The 13680-nt window shown below is 74.0% G+C and carries 14 protein-coding genes; 9 read left to right on the forward strand and 5 right to left on the reverse strand.

Features of this window, described 5'->3' with window-relative positions; all coding sequences use genetic code 11:
* The first annotated feature begins 308 nt into the window (after positions 1 to 308).
* Both AB0O29_RS30640 and AB0O29_RS30645 read left to right on the forward strand, forming a co-directional pair.
* Positions 309 to 1289 (forward strand): helix-turn-helix domain-containing protein, encoded by a 981-nt coding sequence (locus tag AB0O29_RS30640; RefSeq protein ID WP_365158024.1) that lies wholly within the window; start codon positions 309 to 311, stop codon positions 1287 to 1289.
* A gap of 24 nt (positions 1290 to 1313) precedes the next feature.
* Positions 1314 to 1796 carry a DUF456 domain-containing protein gene (locus AB0O29_RS30645; protein WP_365158027.1) on the forward strand — a complete coding sequence of 161 codons (483 nt, stop codon included), beginning with the start codon at positions 1314 to 1316 and terminating at the stop codon, positions 1794 to 1796.
* 103 nt (positions 1797 to 1899) lie between these two features.
* On the opposite strand, the gene rsgA is transcribed toward AB0O29_RS30645, so the two are convergent.
* From rsgA to AB0O29_RS30670, 5 genes are all read right to left on the reverse strand, one after another.
* On the reverse strand, positions 1900 to 3003 hold the full coding sequence (gene rsgA, locus AB0O29_RS30650; protein ID WP_365158029.1) for a ribosome small subunit-dependent GTPase A: 1104 nt from the start codon (positions 3001 to 3003) through the stop codon (positions 1900 to 1902).
* A gap of 256 nt (positions 3004 to 3259) precedes the next feature.
* Complete coding sequence (locus AB0O29_RS30655; protein WP_365158032.1) at positions 3260 to 3934, reverse strand: response regulator transcription factor; 675 nt, start codon at positions 3932 to 3934, stop codon at positions 3260 to 3262.
* Positions 3931 to 5019: a histidine kinase gene (locus AB0O29_RS30660; protein WP_365158035.1), complete on the reverse strand. Its 1089-nt coding sequence runs from the start codon at positions 5017 to 5019 to the stop codon at positions 3931 to 3933. The genes AB0O29_RS30655 and AB0O29_RS30660 overlap by 4 nt, the downstream gene beginning before the upstream one ends.
* Before the next feature lie 57 nt (positions 5020 to 5076).
* The gene (locus AB0O29_RS30665; RefSeq protein ID WP_365158038.1) at positions 5077 to 5541 is read right to left on the reverse strand and encodes a hypothetical protein; all 465 of its coding nucleotides are present in this window, start codon (positions 5539 to 5541) and stop codon (positions 5077 to 5079) included.
* A gap of 111 nt (positions 5542 to 5652) precedes the next feature.
* Positions 5653 to 6777 (reverse strand): YihY/virulence factor BrkB family protein, encoded by a 1125-nt coding sequence (locus tag AB0O29_RS30670; protein ID WP_365158041.1) that lies wholly within the window; start codon positions 6775 to 6777, stop codon positions 5653 to 5655.
* 17 nt (positions 6778 to 6794) lie between these two features.
* Between AB0O29_RS30670 and AB0O29_RS30675 the strand changes: the two genes are divergently transcribed.
* The 7 genes from AB0O29_RS30675 to AB0O29_RS30705 all read left to right on the forward strand — a co-directional run.
* On the forward strand, positions 6795 to 8438 hold the full coding sequence (locus AB0O29_RS30675) for an acyl-CoA dehydrogenase family protein (protein ID WP_365158044.1): 1644 nt from the start codon (positions 6795 to 6797) through the stop codon (positions 8436 to 8438).
* Positions 8439 to 8876: 438 nt separating this feature from the next.
* On the forward strand, positions 8877 to 10148 hold the full coding sequence (locus tag AB0O29_RS30680) for a GAF domain-containing protein (RefSeq protein WP_365158058.1): 1272 nt from the start codon (positions 8877 to 8879) through the stop codon (positions 10146 to 10148).
* A gap of 5 nt (positions 10149 to 10153) precedes the next feature.
* Complete coding sequence (locus tag AB0O29_RS30685; RefSeq protein ID WP_365158046.1) at positions 10154 to 10717, forward strand: GNAT family N-acetyltransferase; 564 nt, start codon at positions 10154 to 10156, stop codon at positions 10715 to 10717.
* Between the two features lie 185 nt (positions 10718 to 10902).
* The gene (locus tag AB0O29_RS30690) at positions 10903 to 10986 is read left to right on the forward strand and encodes a putative leader peptide (protein WP_309550570.1); all 84 of its coding nucleotides are present in this window, start codon (positions 10903 to 10905) and stop codon (positions 10984 to 10986) included.
* A 216-nt stretch (positions 10987 to 11202) separates the two neighbouring features.
* Positions 11203 to 12909, forward strand: coding sequence for a nitrite/sulfite reductase (locus AB0O29_RS30695; RefSeq protein ID WP_365158049.1), 1707 nt, complete (start codon positions 11203 to 11205; stop codon positions 12907 to 12909).
* Positions 12906 to 13085, forward strand: a complete 180-nt coding sequence (locus tag AB0O29_RS30700) for a hypothetical protein (protein ID WP_365158052.1) — start codon at positions 12906 to 12908, stop codon at positions 13083 to 13085. Before AB0O29_RS30695 ends, AB0O29_RS30700 begins: the two co-directional genes overlap by 4 nt.
* Positions 13082 to 13680: phosphoadenylyl-sulfate reductase (locus AB0O29_RS30705; protein WP_365158055.1), on the forward strand; the 599-nt coding region annotated here is incomplete at its 3' end. The genes AB0O29_RS30700 and AB0O29_RS30705, both read left to right, overlap by 4 nt.

The raw sequence follows: 13680 nt of genomic DNA on the forward strand, positions 1-13680 counted from the left end.
GGGGCGGCGGGGGCGCGGCGCGGGGCGGCGCCGGCCCGTCGTCGCCGACCAGGACGGACGCCGAGCGGAAGCGCTGGTCCAGCGTGTCCCCCGGGTCGGGTCCGGGCCCCGCTTCCGGGTCCTCGTACAGCTTCTGCCACCAGTCCTCCGCGCCCTGCTGACTCATGTCCTCATTGTCGGCCCCACCGGGCGGCGGAAAACGCGGAATGCACGAAAAGGTCCCCCCGGTCCGGGGGCGCCACCTTGGCAAACGGACCGGTGGAGCGGCGAAGATGGCCCCGTACGGCTGTGAGAGTGGGGTGGACGGGTTGCTGGGGGCAATAGGCCTGGACGAGGGGCAGGAGTCGGCGTACCGCGCGCTGGTCGCACTGGGGGCGGCGGAGGCGGCCGACCTCGCCCACCGGCTGGCCCTGCCGCTGCCGCAGACGGAGCGGACGCTGCGGCAGCTGGAGCGCCGGGGGCTGGCCGCGCGCTCCTCGGCCCGCGCCGGCCGCTGGGTCGCGGCCCCGCCGGCGGCGGCCCTGGGCTCCCTCCTCACCCGGCAGCGCCAGGAGCTGGAGCGGGCCGAACTGGCCGCCGAGCTGCTGGCGCGCGAGTACCGGGCGGAGGCGGCGGACCCGGCGCTGCCCGACGTGGTGGAGGTGGTCAGCGGGGCCAGCGCGGTCGCGCACCGCTTCCACCAGATCCAGCTGGGCGCGGTGCGGGAGGTGTGCTCGCTGTCCAGCGCGCGCCCGCTGGTCGTGTCGGGGATGGAGAACGAGCCCACGGAGGAGGAGGCCGCCGTACGCGGGGTCGCCTACCGGGTGGTCGTCGAGCGGGACGTCCTGGGCCTGCCCACGGGGATCCGGGAGGCGTCGACCGCGCTGGTGCGCGGCGCGGGGGTCCGGGTCACGGCCCGGGTCCCCACCAGCCTGGTCATCGCGGACGGCGCCCTGGCCATGGTCCCGCTCACCGCGCACGGCGCGGAGCCGGCGGCGCTCGTCGTCCACGCCTCGGGGCTGCTGGAGTCCCTGCTGGGGCTGTTCGAGGCGGTCTGGCGGGAGGCCGTTCCGCTGCGGCTCGGGGTGACCGGCTCGCCGGAGGAGTCGGGCGGCGTCCCGGACACCACGGACCTGGAGATCCTGACCCTGCTGCTGGCGGGGATGACGGACGCGAGCGTGGCCAAGCACCTGGAACTGGGCCTGCGCACGGTGCAGCGCCGGGTGAAGGGGCTGATGGAGCTGGCCGGGGTCACGACCCGGCTCCAGCTGGGCTGGTACGCGTACGAACGGGGCTGGGTGGCCCGATAGCACCGCCTCGGGCACCCTGAGCGCATGGGTCTGCCTCAGCTGTTCCTGGTGGGGCTGGTCATGCTGCTCGGGGTGCTGGGCGTGCTGGTGCCCGGGGTCCCGGGGACGTGGCTGGTCTGGGCGGGTGTGCTGTGGTGGGCACTGCACGAGCAGAACTCCCCGGCGTGGGGGCTGCTGGCGGCCGCGACCACGCTGCTGCTGGTGGTGCAGCTCGTCAAGTTGCGGCTGCCGCCGCGCCGGCTGCGCGGGGTGGGGGTCACCCGCCGGATGGTGGCGTACGCCGGGGCCGGGGCTCTGGTCGGCTTCGTGGTGGTGCCGGTGGTGGGGGCGGTTCCGGGGTTCGTGGGCGGGGTCTACCTGTGCGAGCGGCGGCGGCTGGGGGTGCACGAGGAGGCGGTGGCCTCGGTGCGGGCGGTGATGCGGGCGGTGGGGACGAGCGTGCTGGTGGAGCTGCTGGCGTGCCTGATCGTGGTCGCGGCCTGGGTGGCCACGGTCCTGACCACCTGACCGGCCCGGGGCCCGCCTGCGGGGCTGGAGACCAGCCCCGCAGACGTTCGAGGCGCGGGGGTCCCGGGGGCGGAGCCCCGGGGAGCCCCCGGGGAGCCCGGAGTCAGATCCGGCCGCCCCGCTTCGCGGCGTGGTTGGCCCGGCCCTGCGCCGCCTTGATGCGCCAGTCCCGGTGGATCTCCGCCCTGAGGCGGGCGTCCGTCTTGGCCACGATCCGCTGGTTCTCCCGCAGCAGCTTGCGGTAGCTCTCCAGCCGGCGCTCCGGGAGCGTGCCGTCGGCCACGGCCGCCAGGACCGCGCAGCCCGGCTCCGCCTCGTGCGCGCAGTCGTGGAAGCGGCATGCGGCGGCGAAGTCCTCGATCTCCGAGAACACCTGGCCGACCCCGGCCTCCGCGTCGAAGAGCCCGACGCCCCGCAGTCCCGGGGTGTCGATCAGGACCCCGCCGCCCGGCAGGGCGAGCAGGTTGCGGGTGGTGGTGGTGTGACGGCCCTTGCCGTCGACGTCCCGGGTCGCCTGGACGTCCATGACGTCCTCGCCGAGCAGGGCGTTCGCCAGCGTGGACTTGCCCGCGCCGGAGATCCCGAGCAGGACGCTCGTCCCGCCGGACACGATCGCCGCGAGGACGTCCGTGCCCTCCCCCTCGTGGGAGGAGACGGTGAGGACCTGGACGCCGGGCGCGGTGGTCTCCACGTCCCGGACGAGGTAGGCGAGGGTGTCCGGGTCCCGGACCAGGTCGGCCTTGGTCAGGACGACCAGCGGCTGGGCGCCGGACTCCCACGCCAGCGCGAGGAAGCGTTCGATGCGGCCGAGGTCGAGCTCGACGGCCAGCGAGACCGCGATGATCGCGTGGTCCACGTTGGCGGCGAGGATCTGCCCGTCGGAGCGCTTCGAGGAGGTGGAGCGCACGAAGGCGGTGCGGCGCGGCAGGTACGCCTTCACGTAGCGCGGGTTGCCGGTCGCCTCGACGGCGGCCCAGTCGCCCGTGCAGATGACCCGGAGCGGGTCGTGGGGGGTCACGAACGCGGTGTCGGCGCGGATGACGCCGTCCTCGGTCATGACGTCGCACTGCCCGCGGTCGACGCGGACGACCCGGCCGGCGAGGAGCCCCTCGGCGGCGTACGGGGCGAACTCGGCGGCCCAGGAGGCGTCCCAGCCGTAGGCGGCCAGGGCGTGCGGGAGTACGGAAAGGGAGGAAGAGGAAGTCAAGGGGAACCCTTCACAGGGTGGCCCCGGCAGGGCGCGCACGGCGGCGCGCGGAGAGGTGTGAGGTCAGCCGGAGACCACGGCGGAAACGAGGACGAACTCCTGAACGCGGGCAACACCCGTCACCGTGACAGTCATCAACGTCCTCACCTCCTGCTGGGTCCTCGACGAGCCGACGCGGCTCTCCCGGAAGGCGGTCGTGTCCCGCGCTTCCGTACTCGGCAACCATAGCCCGGCCCCGTCCGGCCGCACCACCGGATTAACGGGCCGGGTCCGCCAGTCCGTGGCGGTAGGCGTAGCGGACGGCCTGGGCGCGGTCGCGGACCCCGGTCTTGGCGAAGAGGTTGTTGATGTGCGTCTTGACGGTGGACTCGCCGATGGTGAGCCGCCGGGCGATGTCGGAGTTCGAGTGGCCCTCGGCGATCAGCGTGAGCACCTCGCCCTCACGCACCGTCAGACCGTCGGGCAGGGCGGCCTCCGGGAGGCGGGGCGGTGGTCCGGCGACGGCCGCCGCGACCAGGCGTTCCCGCGCGGCCCGGCCGAGGCTGGTGGCGCCGTCGCGCACCTCGGCCAGCGCGCGGGCGATCTCCTGCGCGTCGGCGTCCTTGGTGAGGTAGCCGCGGGCGCCGGCCCTGAGGGCGTCGAGGACGGAGGCGTCGTCGCTGAAGGTGGTGAGGACGACGACCCCGGTTCCGGGGTGGTTCCCGGTGATCTGCCGGGTGGCCTCCACGCCGTCGAGGCGGGGCATGCGCAGGTCCATCAGGACCACGTCGGGGGCGTGTTCGGCGACGAGCCGGACGGCCTCGGCTCCGTCGGCGGCGGAGGCGACCACCTCGGTGCCGGGCAGCAGGCCGAGCAGCAGGACGAGTCCTTCCCGTACGACGGTCTGGTCGTCGACGACGATCACGCGGATCGGGGCGCCGGTGTCGGTCACGGTGTGAGGGGTCCTTCCAGGTGTACGCGGAAGCCTGTGCCGTGCGGCCCGGCGTCGAGGGAGGCGCCGATGAGTTCGGCGCGTTCGGCCATGCCGACGAGGCCGTAGCCGCCGCCGGTGGCGGCGTGCGGGGCGGGCCCGGTGCCGCCGGAGTCGCTGACGCGCAGCTCGTAGCGGTCGCCCGGCCAGGAGAGGGTGATCTCCACGTCGGCGCCGGCGGCGTGCTTGCGGGCGTTGGTCAGGGCCTCCTGCGCGGTGCGGACCACGGCGAGGGCCGCCTCGGGGGGCAGCGGCCGCGGTCCGGCGTCGACGGTGAGGGCGCAGGCGGCGCCGGTGGTGCGGCGGTACTCCTCGGCGAGGTCCCCGAGGGCCTGCGCCGGGGCGGGGACGTCGCCGCGCAGGACGGCGACGGCCCGGCGGGTCTCCTCCAGTCCGCCCTTGGCGAGGGCGCGGGCCCGCTCGACGAGGACGCCGGCCTCCTCGTACCGGCCGGCCTCCAGGGTCAGGCGGGCGCTCTCCAGGTGGATGAGCTGGGCGGAGAGGGAGTGGGCGAGGATGTCGTGGACCTCGCGGGCCACGTGCGCCCGCTCGGCCAGCAGGGCGCGCTGGCGTTCGGACTCGGCGGCGGCCCGCCGGGACCGGCCGGCGCGGACGTAGGCGAACATCCCGCAGAGGCCGACGACGTTCCACAGTTCGACGGGGTCGCGGTCCCGCAGCAGGGTGACGGCGGCCGCCGCGGCCGCGCCGGCGCCGAGGAGGAGGCCAGAGGCGAGCGCCCCGAGGCGGGCGGCGGCGAAGCCGGTCACGGCGAAGACGAGCACCACCCACGGGGTGGCGGGCGCCAGCAGGCCGGTCGCGCAGGCGGCCGCCAGGGCCGCGCCCAGCGCCCGGGCCCCGGTGCGGGGGCTGCGGTCGAGGAGGGTGGCGGCGAGGAGGGTGGCGGCGAGCCCGGCCAGCCCGCAGGCGAGGGCGGCGGCCCCGGGCGGGGGCGTGAGCAGGCCGTGGACGAACCAGACGAGCAGTGCCGCCTGGACGGCGACCCTGACGTGGGTGTTCGTGAGCGTGGGCAGGGTGCGTGAGGCCATCCCCGCCCACTGTAGCCAGCCCGGCAGCGGCGGGGCGGAGCGCATCGGGGCGGCCCTTCAGACCAGGGCGAGGACCTGTCGGGAGCGGGCGGCCAGGGCCAGGCCCTGGGCGAGGATCCAGCTCGCGAGGGTCACCAGCAGGGCCCCGTTGTGGACGGGGACGCCGACGGCGTAGCCGAGGAGGGCGAGGCCCGCGCGGGTGGCGAGGGAGAGCCCGAAGAGGGCGAGGACGGTCCGGTTGCCCTTGGCCCAGAGGGTGCCGTCGGGTTCGCGCCACAGGGTCATGGCGCGGCCCATGAGGAGGCCGGTGGCGAGGGCCGCGGCGATCCCGGCGGCCAGCAGGACGACGCTCGCCACGGGGTGGGCGGGGGCGGTCAGTCCGCCCTCCGACACGCCCAGGACGACGAGGATCGCGGGCAGCACCCAGAGGCGGTCCTGGTCCTTGACGGGCCGGCCGCCGAACCTGCGTACGAGGACGAAGACGACGACCAGCGCGATGACGAGAACCCGTGCGATATCCATGCCCTCCACGCTAGGAAAGGGCCGGGTCCGTGTGATCGGCGCCGGGGTGGATCCCGGGTGGAGGTTCCGTCTCCACCCACGGGTGGAGACGGGACGCCGGGGCCGGGCCGGTCAGTGTTTGCGCAGCCGGGAGGTGTAGTCGTCCGGGGGCAGGAAGTTCGACCAGCGCTCGGGGAACTCGGAGGGCATCCCGGCGTCCTCGTCGTCCTCGGACTCCCCCTCGGCCAGGGCCCGCCAGGCGGCGGCCCGGGCGACGAGCTGGGCGGCCTCGGCCTCGCGGAGGCGGTCGTTCGCCTCGCGCGCGGCGGCGGTGGCCACCGAGGGCCAGACCCGGTCGATGGCGGCGTTGACGGCCGCGCCGACGAGCACCGCGAAGGCCGAGATGCCGATCCACAGCAGGACCGCGACGGGGGCGGCCAGCGAGCCGTAGATGGTCGGGCCCTCCACGGTGTTGGTGAGGTAGATCCGCAGCAGGAACGAGCCGAGCACCCACATCGCGAGGGCGACGAGCGCGCCGGGCACGTCCTCGATCCAGGGCGAGCGGACGGGCACGGAGACGTGGTAGAGCGTGGTCAGGAAGGCGATGGAGAGCAGGGTGACCACCGGCCAGTAGAGGACGGCGATCACCTCGGTGCTCCAGGGCACCAGCCGGACGACGGCGTCGGGGCCGACCACCATCAGCGGCAGCACGATCGCGCCGATCACCAGGGCGACCACGTAGAGGAGGAAGGCGAGCAGCCGGGTCTTGACGATGCCGCGCTGGCCGTCGAGCCCGTACATGACGGTGATGGTGTCGATGAAGACGTTGACGGCGCGGGAGCCGGACCACAGGGCGAAGGCGAAGCCGAGGGAGATCAGGTCGGGCCGGCCCTCGCGGGTGACGTCGTCGAGCATCGGTCTGGCGATGTCGTTGACGCCCCGGTCGGACAGGACGGTGCCGACCGCGCGCAGGATGTTCTCCTCGATGCTGGCCACGGACTGGGTGTTCGTCCAGCCGTCCACGTAGCCCAGGAGGCCGAGCAGGCCGAGGAAGAGCGGGGGCAGGGAGAGCAGGGTGAAGAAGGCGGCTTCGGCGGCGAGGCCGAGGATCCGGTACTCGACGCACGAGTTGACGGTGTCCTTGAGGAGCAGCCAGCCCATCTTGCGCTTGGAGACGTTGCGGTAGAGGACGCGGGCCCGGTGGAGCCTGCCCGAACGCGCCGGGGTCCCCTCGGGTGTTTCTTTCGCTGGCTGCACGTCCTTACCGTAGCCGCATGGCAGCCACCACCCACACCGTCGGCAACCAGGCCCCGCCGCTCGTCGGGTACGAGGTCTACCTCGGCGACCGGGCCCTCGCGGAGGGGGTGGAGCGCCACCTCGCCGGGGCGGCTCCCGGCGTCGCGGACGAGGTGCGCCGGGAGCTCGCGGATCTCGGGCGCGCCGCGGGGTCGGCGCAGGCGCTGGAGTGGGGGCGCCTGGCGAACGAGAACCCGCCGGTGCTGCGGACGCACGACCGCTACGGGAACCGGATCGACGAGGTGGAGTTCCATCCGGCGTGGCACCGGCTGCTGGGGCACGCGGTGGGGGCGGGGCTCACCGACGCCTGGGGGCGGCCGTCGGGGCACCTGCGGCGCGCGGCGGGCTTCTTCGTGTGGTCGCAGGCGGAGGCGGGGCACGGCTGCCCGGTCTCGATGACGCACGCGGCGGTGCCGGCGCTGCGGACGGATCCGGAGCTGGCGGCCGTGTGGGAGCCGCTGCTGACCTCGCACGTGTACGAGGAGGGGCTGCGGCCGCCGGCGGACAAGGCCGGGGTGCTGTTCGGGATGGCGATGACGGAGAAGCAGGGCGGCAGCGACGTACGGGCCAACACGACGGCGGCGGTGGCGCTGGACGCGTCCGGGGAGTACCTGCTGACGGGGCACAAGTGGTTCTGCTCGGCACCGATGTCGGACGGGTTCCTGGTGCTGGCGCAGGCGCCGGGCGGGCTGACCTGCTTCCTGGTGCCGCGGGTGCTGCCGGACGGGACGCGGAACGCGTTCGCGGTGCAGCGGCTGAAGGACAAGCTGGGGAACCGGTCGAACGCGTCGGGGGAGATCGAGTTCGACGGGACCTGGGCGCGGCGGGTGGGCGAGGAGGGGCGCGGGGTGCGGACGATCATCGACATGGTGGCGGCGACCCGGCTGGACTGCGTGCTCGGCTCGGCGGCGCTGATGCGGCAGGCGCTGACGCAGGCCGTCCACCACGCGGAGCACCGCTCCGCTTTCGGGTCGGTGCTCATCGAGCAGCCGCTGATGCGCAACGTCCTCGCCGACCTCGCCCTGGAGTCGGAGGCGGCGACCACCCTGGCCCTGCGCCTGGCGGCCGCCTGCGACGCGGGGACGGACCGGGAGCGGGCCTTCCTGCGGCTCGCGGTGCCCGCCGCGAAGTACTGGGTGACCAAGCGCTGTACGCCGATGGTGGCGGAGGCACTGGAGTGTCTGGGGGGCAACGGCTACGTAGAGGAGTCCGGGCTGCCGAGACTGCTGCGCGAATCGCCGGTGAACTCCGTCTGGGAGGGTTCGGGCAACGTCCAGGCGCTGGACGCGCTGCGCGCCCTGCGGCGGGAGCCCGAGGCGCTGAACGCCTTCCTCCAGGAGGTGGGCCTGGCCCGGGGCGCCGACCACCGGCTGGACGCCGCGATCAGGGACCTGCTCACGGAGCTCGCCGACCTGGAGGGGATCGAGGCCCGGGCCCGGCGGGTGACGGAGCGCGTCGCGCTGGTGCTCCAGGGTTCGCTGCTGGTGCGGTGGGCCCCGCCGGAGGTGGCGGACGCGTTCTGCGCGTCCCGGTTCGGCGGCGACCGGGGGTCGGCCTTCGGAACGCTGCCGCACACCCTGGACCTGGGTGCGGTCGTGGCACGGGCGCGGATCGCGGGCTGAGCGCGGTCCCCTGACCGCTGCGGTTCGCGCGGTTCGCGGGTGGTCCCCAAACCACCCGGGGCCGCGGGGCCGCGGCGGTCCCCAAACCACCACGGCCTTGAACCGTTCAGCGCCGCAATCCGAACCCGTCCAGGTGGGAACGGGGGTGGCGCCGCGCCGACTCGGCACCACCCCTGATCCCAAGAGCCCCGAGGAAGGAGCTGTCACGCCGCTCGGCGGCGTGCCGATAGTTTCGGTCGCGCGACCGGGGGTTGGCGAGAGTTGCATACCGTTGCAACCCTTCGGTCGACAGGTGGTCGCAGGTGCCCGCCGCACATGCCCGGGGAAGGGTCGTGCACACCGGCCTCGGCGGCTTCCGCAGTACGTCCTGTTCAGCACGGGGAGGTTCCGGTGGCCAACACCGCAGGCAGCACGGCCGACGTGGCGCGCATCTCGGCCATGGACGCGCGCGACGCCGCGCGTCTGCTCAAGGGGGTACGGGCCGCCGCGCTGGCCGGGGACCGCCCGCCGGCCTCCCCCCGCCCGGAGATCGCCGAGTCCTGGCGGCGGATGCTGGCCGGCGGGGTGCACCCCGACCGGGACGCCCGTTCGCGGATGCTCTCGGCCGCCGAGACGGAGGAGCGGCGGCAGGTGTCGCCGCTGCGGGAGATCCTCCCGGTGCTGCGGGAGGGGCTGCTGCCCGCGCTGGACGAGACCCTGCACATCATGGTCGTCGCCGACGCCGACGGGCGGCTGCTGTGGCGGGAGGGGCACAGCGGGATCCTGCGCAAGGCGGACCGGCTGGGTTTCGCGGTGGGGGCCGACTGGGACGAGTCCGTGGTCGGCACGAACGGGGTGGGCACCTCGCTGGTGACCCGGCGGCCGGTGCAGGTGTTCTCGGCGGAGCACTTCGTCTCCAGCCACCACGACTGGACCTGCGCCGGAGCCCCCGTCCACGACCCCCGGGACGGGCAGCTGATCGGCGTGGTCGACGTCAGCGGGCCGCTGGCCACCATGCACCCGGCCACCCTGGCCTGGGTCAGCTCGGTGGCCCGGCTCGCCGAGCGGGAGCTGCGGGTGCGCCACCTGGAGTCCCTGGAGCGGCTGCGGGCCGTGGCGGCGCCGCTGCTGGCCCGGCTGCCCGGCCGGGCCGTGGCCGTGGACCCGCACGGCTGGACGGCGGCCGTCACGGGGCTGGCCCCCGCGGACCGGGTGCCGCTGCCGAAGGCGCTCGGCCCGGGGCGGCTGTGGATCCCGCAGCTGGGCGACTGCGTGGCGGAGCCGCTGCCCGGCGGCTGGCTGCTGCGCCTGGCGGAGCCCTCGGCGGCCGCCGCCGTGAGCCGGGTGGTGCTGGACCTGAGCCGGCCCAGGTCCTGGTCGGCGACGGTGTACGGGGCGGCGGGCAGCTGGTCCCAGGAGCTGAGCCCGCGCCACGCGGAGCTGCTGTTCCTGCTGGCGGAGACCCCGCGCGGGCGGACGGCGGCGGAGCTGGCGCAGGAGCTGTTCGGCGACTCCACCCGCACGGTCACCGTCCGCGCCGAGCTCTCCCGGGTGCGCCGCCACCTGGCCGGGGTGCTGAGCCACCGCCCGTACCGGTTCGCGGAGGACGTGGAGGTGGAGCTGATCCGCCCGCGGGACCCGGCCGGGCTGCTGCCGCACTCCACGGCCCCGGGGGTGGTCCGGGCCCGGCTGGGGCACGGCGGCCCCGGGGACGGGGGTGTGGTTCCCTGAAGCGCATGAGCACCATCACACTGACCACCTGGTCCCTGGAAATGACCTCCCCCGCCGACCTGGTCCCGGCGGCGGAACCCGGCCCGGAGATCACGACCAGCCGGGCCGAGGTGCCCTCGCCCGAGTTCAGCCGCTTCCTGTACGCCTCGGTGGGCGGGGACATCCACTGGACGGACAGGCTGTCGCTGACCCGGGCGGAGTGGGTGGCGCACCTGGACCGGCCGGGTGTGGAGACCTGGGTGGCGTACGACCGGGGCACCCCGGCGGGGTACATCGAGCTGGACCCGCAGCCGGACGGCGTGGTGGAGATCATGTACTTCGGGCTGCTGCCGGACTTCCGGGGCCGCCGCATAGGCGGGCACCTGCTGACCCTGGGCACGGCCCGCGCCTGGGACCTCGCCGAGCGCTGGCCGGGCCTGGAGCCCACCCGCCGGGTGTGGGTCCACACGTGCAGCCAGGACGGCCCCACCGCGATGGACAACTACCAGCGGCGCGGCTTCAAGGTCTTCAAGACGGAAACGGAAGAGAAGCAGGACGCCCCCACCCCCGGCCCCTGGCCGGGCGCGTAGGCCCCGTTCCCCTCATTTCGCGAGGCACCGCCCGCTCCGTCCCGGCCCCGCGCGGCCCGGGCGGGGCGGGAGCGGAAGACCCGTGCGGCGTGACCCCCGTCACGCGGTCTCATGATCCGGGACGAGTTCGTCCGGATAGTGGACAGTAGTGGACTCCTCCAATCGGCCCGTGACACGCTTCGGCCATGAATGGAGCTGGAATCGCCTTGGTGAGTCGACGTCACGTCGACCTCGGCCGCATGTCCAGCGCCATTTGTCCGGCGAGCTGACGGAACCAGCCACCGCCGCACGTCGCCGCCGTCCCCGCCGCCGCGGACGCGTCGACCACCTGCAAGCCCCCTGAAGGCCGAACACCGCCCCCGCACGCCGGAAACCCCGGCATAAGGGCGGAAATCGACCACACCTGCTCGGAGATTCCAGCGTGACAGGGGCGCGCCGCCGCTCCCCTGCCCCGCCTCGAGCCGTTGAAGAAGGACGTACCCGCCATGGCCGCCACCCCCGAAACGCCCGCAGCCGCCCCCGCAGCCGCAGCGCGCCGCAAGACCGGCCGTCACCGCGGTGAGGGCCAGTGGGCCGTCGGACACCACACGCCCCTCAACGGCAACGAGCAGTTCAAGAAGGACGACGACGGTCTCAACGTGCGGACGCGCATTGAGACGATCTACTCCAAGACGGGCTTCGACTCGATCGACCCCAACGACCTGCGCGGCCGTATGCGCTGGTGGGGCCTGTACACCCAGCGCAAGCCCGGGATCGACGGCGGCAAGACCGCGATCCTGGAGCCGGAGGAGCTGGACGACAAGTACTTCATGCTGCGCGTGCGCATCGACGGCGGCCGGCTGACCACCGAGCAGCTCCGCGTCATCGGCGAGATCTCCGAGGAGTTCGCGCGCGGCACCGCGGACCTCACCGACCGCCAGAACGTGCAGTACCACTGGATCCGGATCGAGGACGTCCCGGAGATCTGGCGCCGGCTGGAGGCCGTCGGCCTGTCCACCACGGAGGCCTGCGGTGACACGCCCCGCGTCATCCTCGGCTCGCCCGTCGCCGGCATCGCCCAGGACGAGATCATCGACGGCACTCCCGCCATCGAGGAGATCTACCGCCGCATCGTCGGCAACCCCGACTTCTCGAACCTGCCCCGCAAGTTCAAGTCCGCGGTCTCCGGCTCGCCCCTGCTCGACGTGGCGCACGAGATCAACGACATCGCCTTCGTCGGCGTGAACCACCCCGAGCACGGCCCCGGCTTCGACGTCTGGGTCGGCGGCGGCCTCTCCACCAACCCCAAGCTGGGCGTCCGCCTCGGCACCTGGGTCTCCCTGGACGAGGTCCCCGACGTCTACGAGGGCGTCATCTCGATCTTCCGCGACTACGGCTACCGGCGCCTGCGCACCCGCGCCCGCCTGAAGTTCCTCGTCGCCGACTGGGGCCCGGCCAAGTTCCGCCAGGTCCTGGAGGACGAGTACCTGAAGCGCAAGCTGACCGACGGCCCCGCGCCCGAGCAGCCCAGCGGCCAGTGGCGCGACCACGTCGGCGTGCACCGGCAGCAGGACGGCCGCTTCTACGTCGGCTTCGCCCCGCGCGTCGGCCGCGTCGACGGCGCCACCCTGACCAAGATCGCGGACGTCGCCGAGCAGCACGGCTCCGGGCGCCTGCGCACCACCGCCGAGCAGAAGATGGTCGTCCTCGACATCGAGGCCGACCGGGTCGACTCGGTCGTCGAGGCCCTGGAGGCGCTGGACCTGCGGGTCAAGCCGTCCCCGTTCCGCCGCGGCACGATGGCCTGCACCGGCATCGAGTTCTGCAAGCTGGCCATCGTCGAGACCAAGGCGCGCGGCGCCTCCCTCATCGACGAGCTGGAGCGCCGCCTGCCCGACTTCGCCGAGCCGCTCACCATCAACATCAACGGCTGCCCGAACGCCTGCGCCCGTATCCAGGTGGCGGACATCGGTCTCAAGGGCCAGCTGGTCCTGGACGACGACGGCAACCAGGTCGAGGGCTACCAGGTCCACCTGGGCGGCGCCCTGGGCCTCGAGGCCGGCTTCGGCCGCAAGGTCCGCGGCCTCAAGGTCACTTCGGCCGGGCTGCCCGACTACGTCGAGCGGGTCGTCAAGCGCTTCGAGGAGCAGCGCGAGGACGGCGAGCGCTTCGCCGCCTGGGTCGGCCGCGCGAGCGACGAGAGCCTCTCATGAGCGAGCGCGCCGCACCGTTCTACTGCCCGTACTGCGGCGACGAGGACCTGTTTCCGAACGAGACGGGCCACGGCGCCTGGGAATGCAGGGCCTGCAACCGAGCCTTCCAGCTGAAGTACCTCGGGCTGCTGTCCCGGGGTGTTCAGTCCAACGCTGCTGGAGGGGACGAGATATGACCACGACTCAAGACGCCGGTCTCACCGCGGCGGAACTCAAGGAACTGGCCGAGCGGGCGGGCCGGGAACTGGAGGACGCCTCCGCACCGGAGATCCTCACCTGGGCGGCCGAGACCTTCGGCAAGAAGTTCGCCGTGACCTCCTCGATGGAGGACGCGGTGGTCGCCCACCTCGCCTCCCGGGTCATGCCCGGGGTGGACGTGGTCTTCCTCGACACCGGCTACCACTTCGAGGAGACCATCGGCACCCGCGACGCGGTCGAGGCCGTGATGGACGTCAACGTCATCACCCTCACCCCGCGCCAGACGGTCGCCGAACAGGACGCCGAGTACGGACCGAAGCTGCACGACCGCGACCCCGACCTCTGCTGCGCCCTGCGCAAGGTCAGGCCCCTCGAAGAGGGCCTGACCGCGTACGCGGCCTGGGCGACGGGGCTGCGCCGCGACGAGTCCCCCACCCGCGCCAACACCCCGGTGGTCGGCTGGGACGAGAAGCGGCAGAAGGTCAAGGTCTCGCCGATCGCCCGCTGGACGCAGGACGACGTGGACGCGTACGTCGCCGAGCACGGGGTGCTCACCAACCCGCTGCTGATGGA

The sequence above is a fragment of the Streptomyces sp. NPDC089915 genome, from assembly GCF_040684675.1.
Classification (GTDB): domain Bacteria; phylum Actinomycetota; class Actinomycetes; order Streptomycetales; family Streptomycetaceae; genus Streptomyces.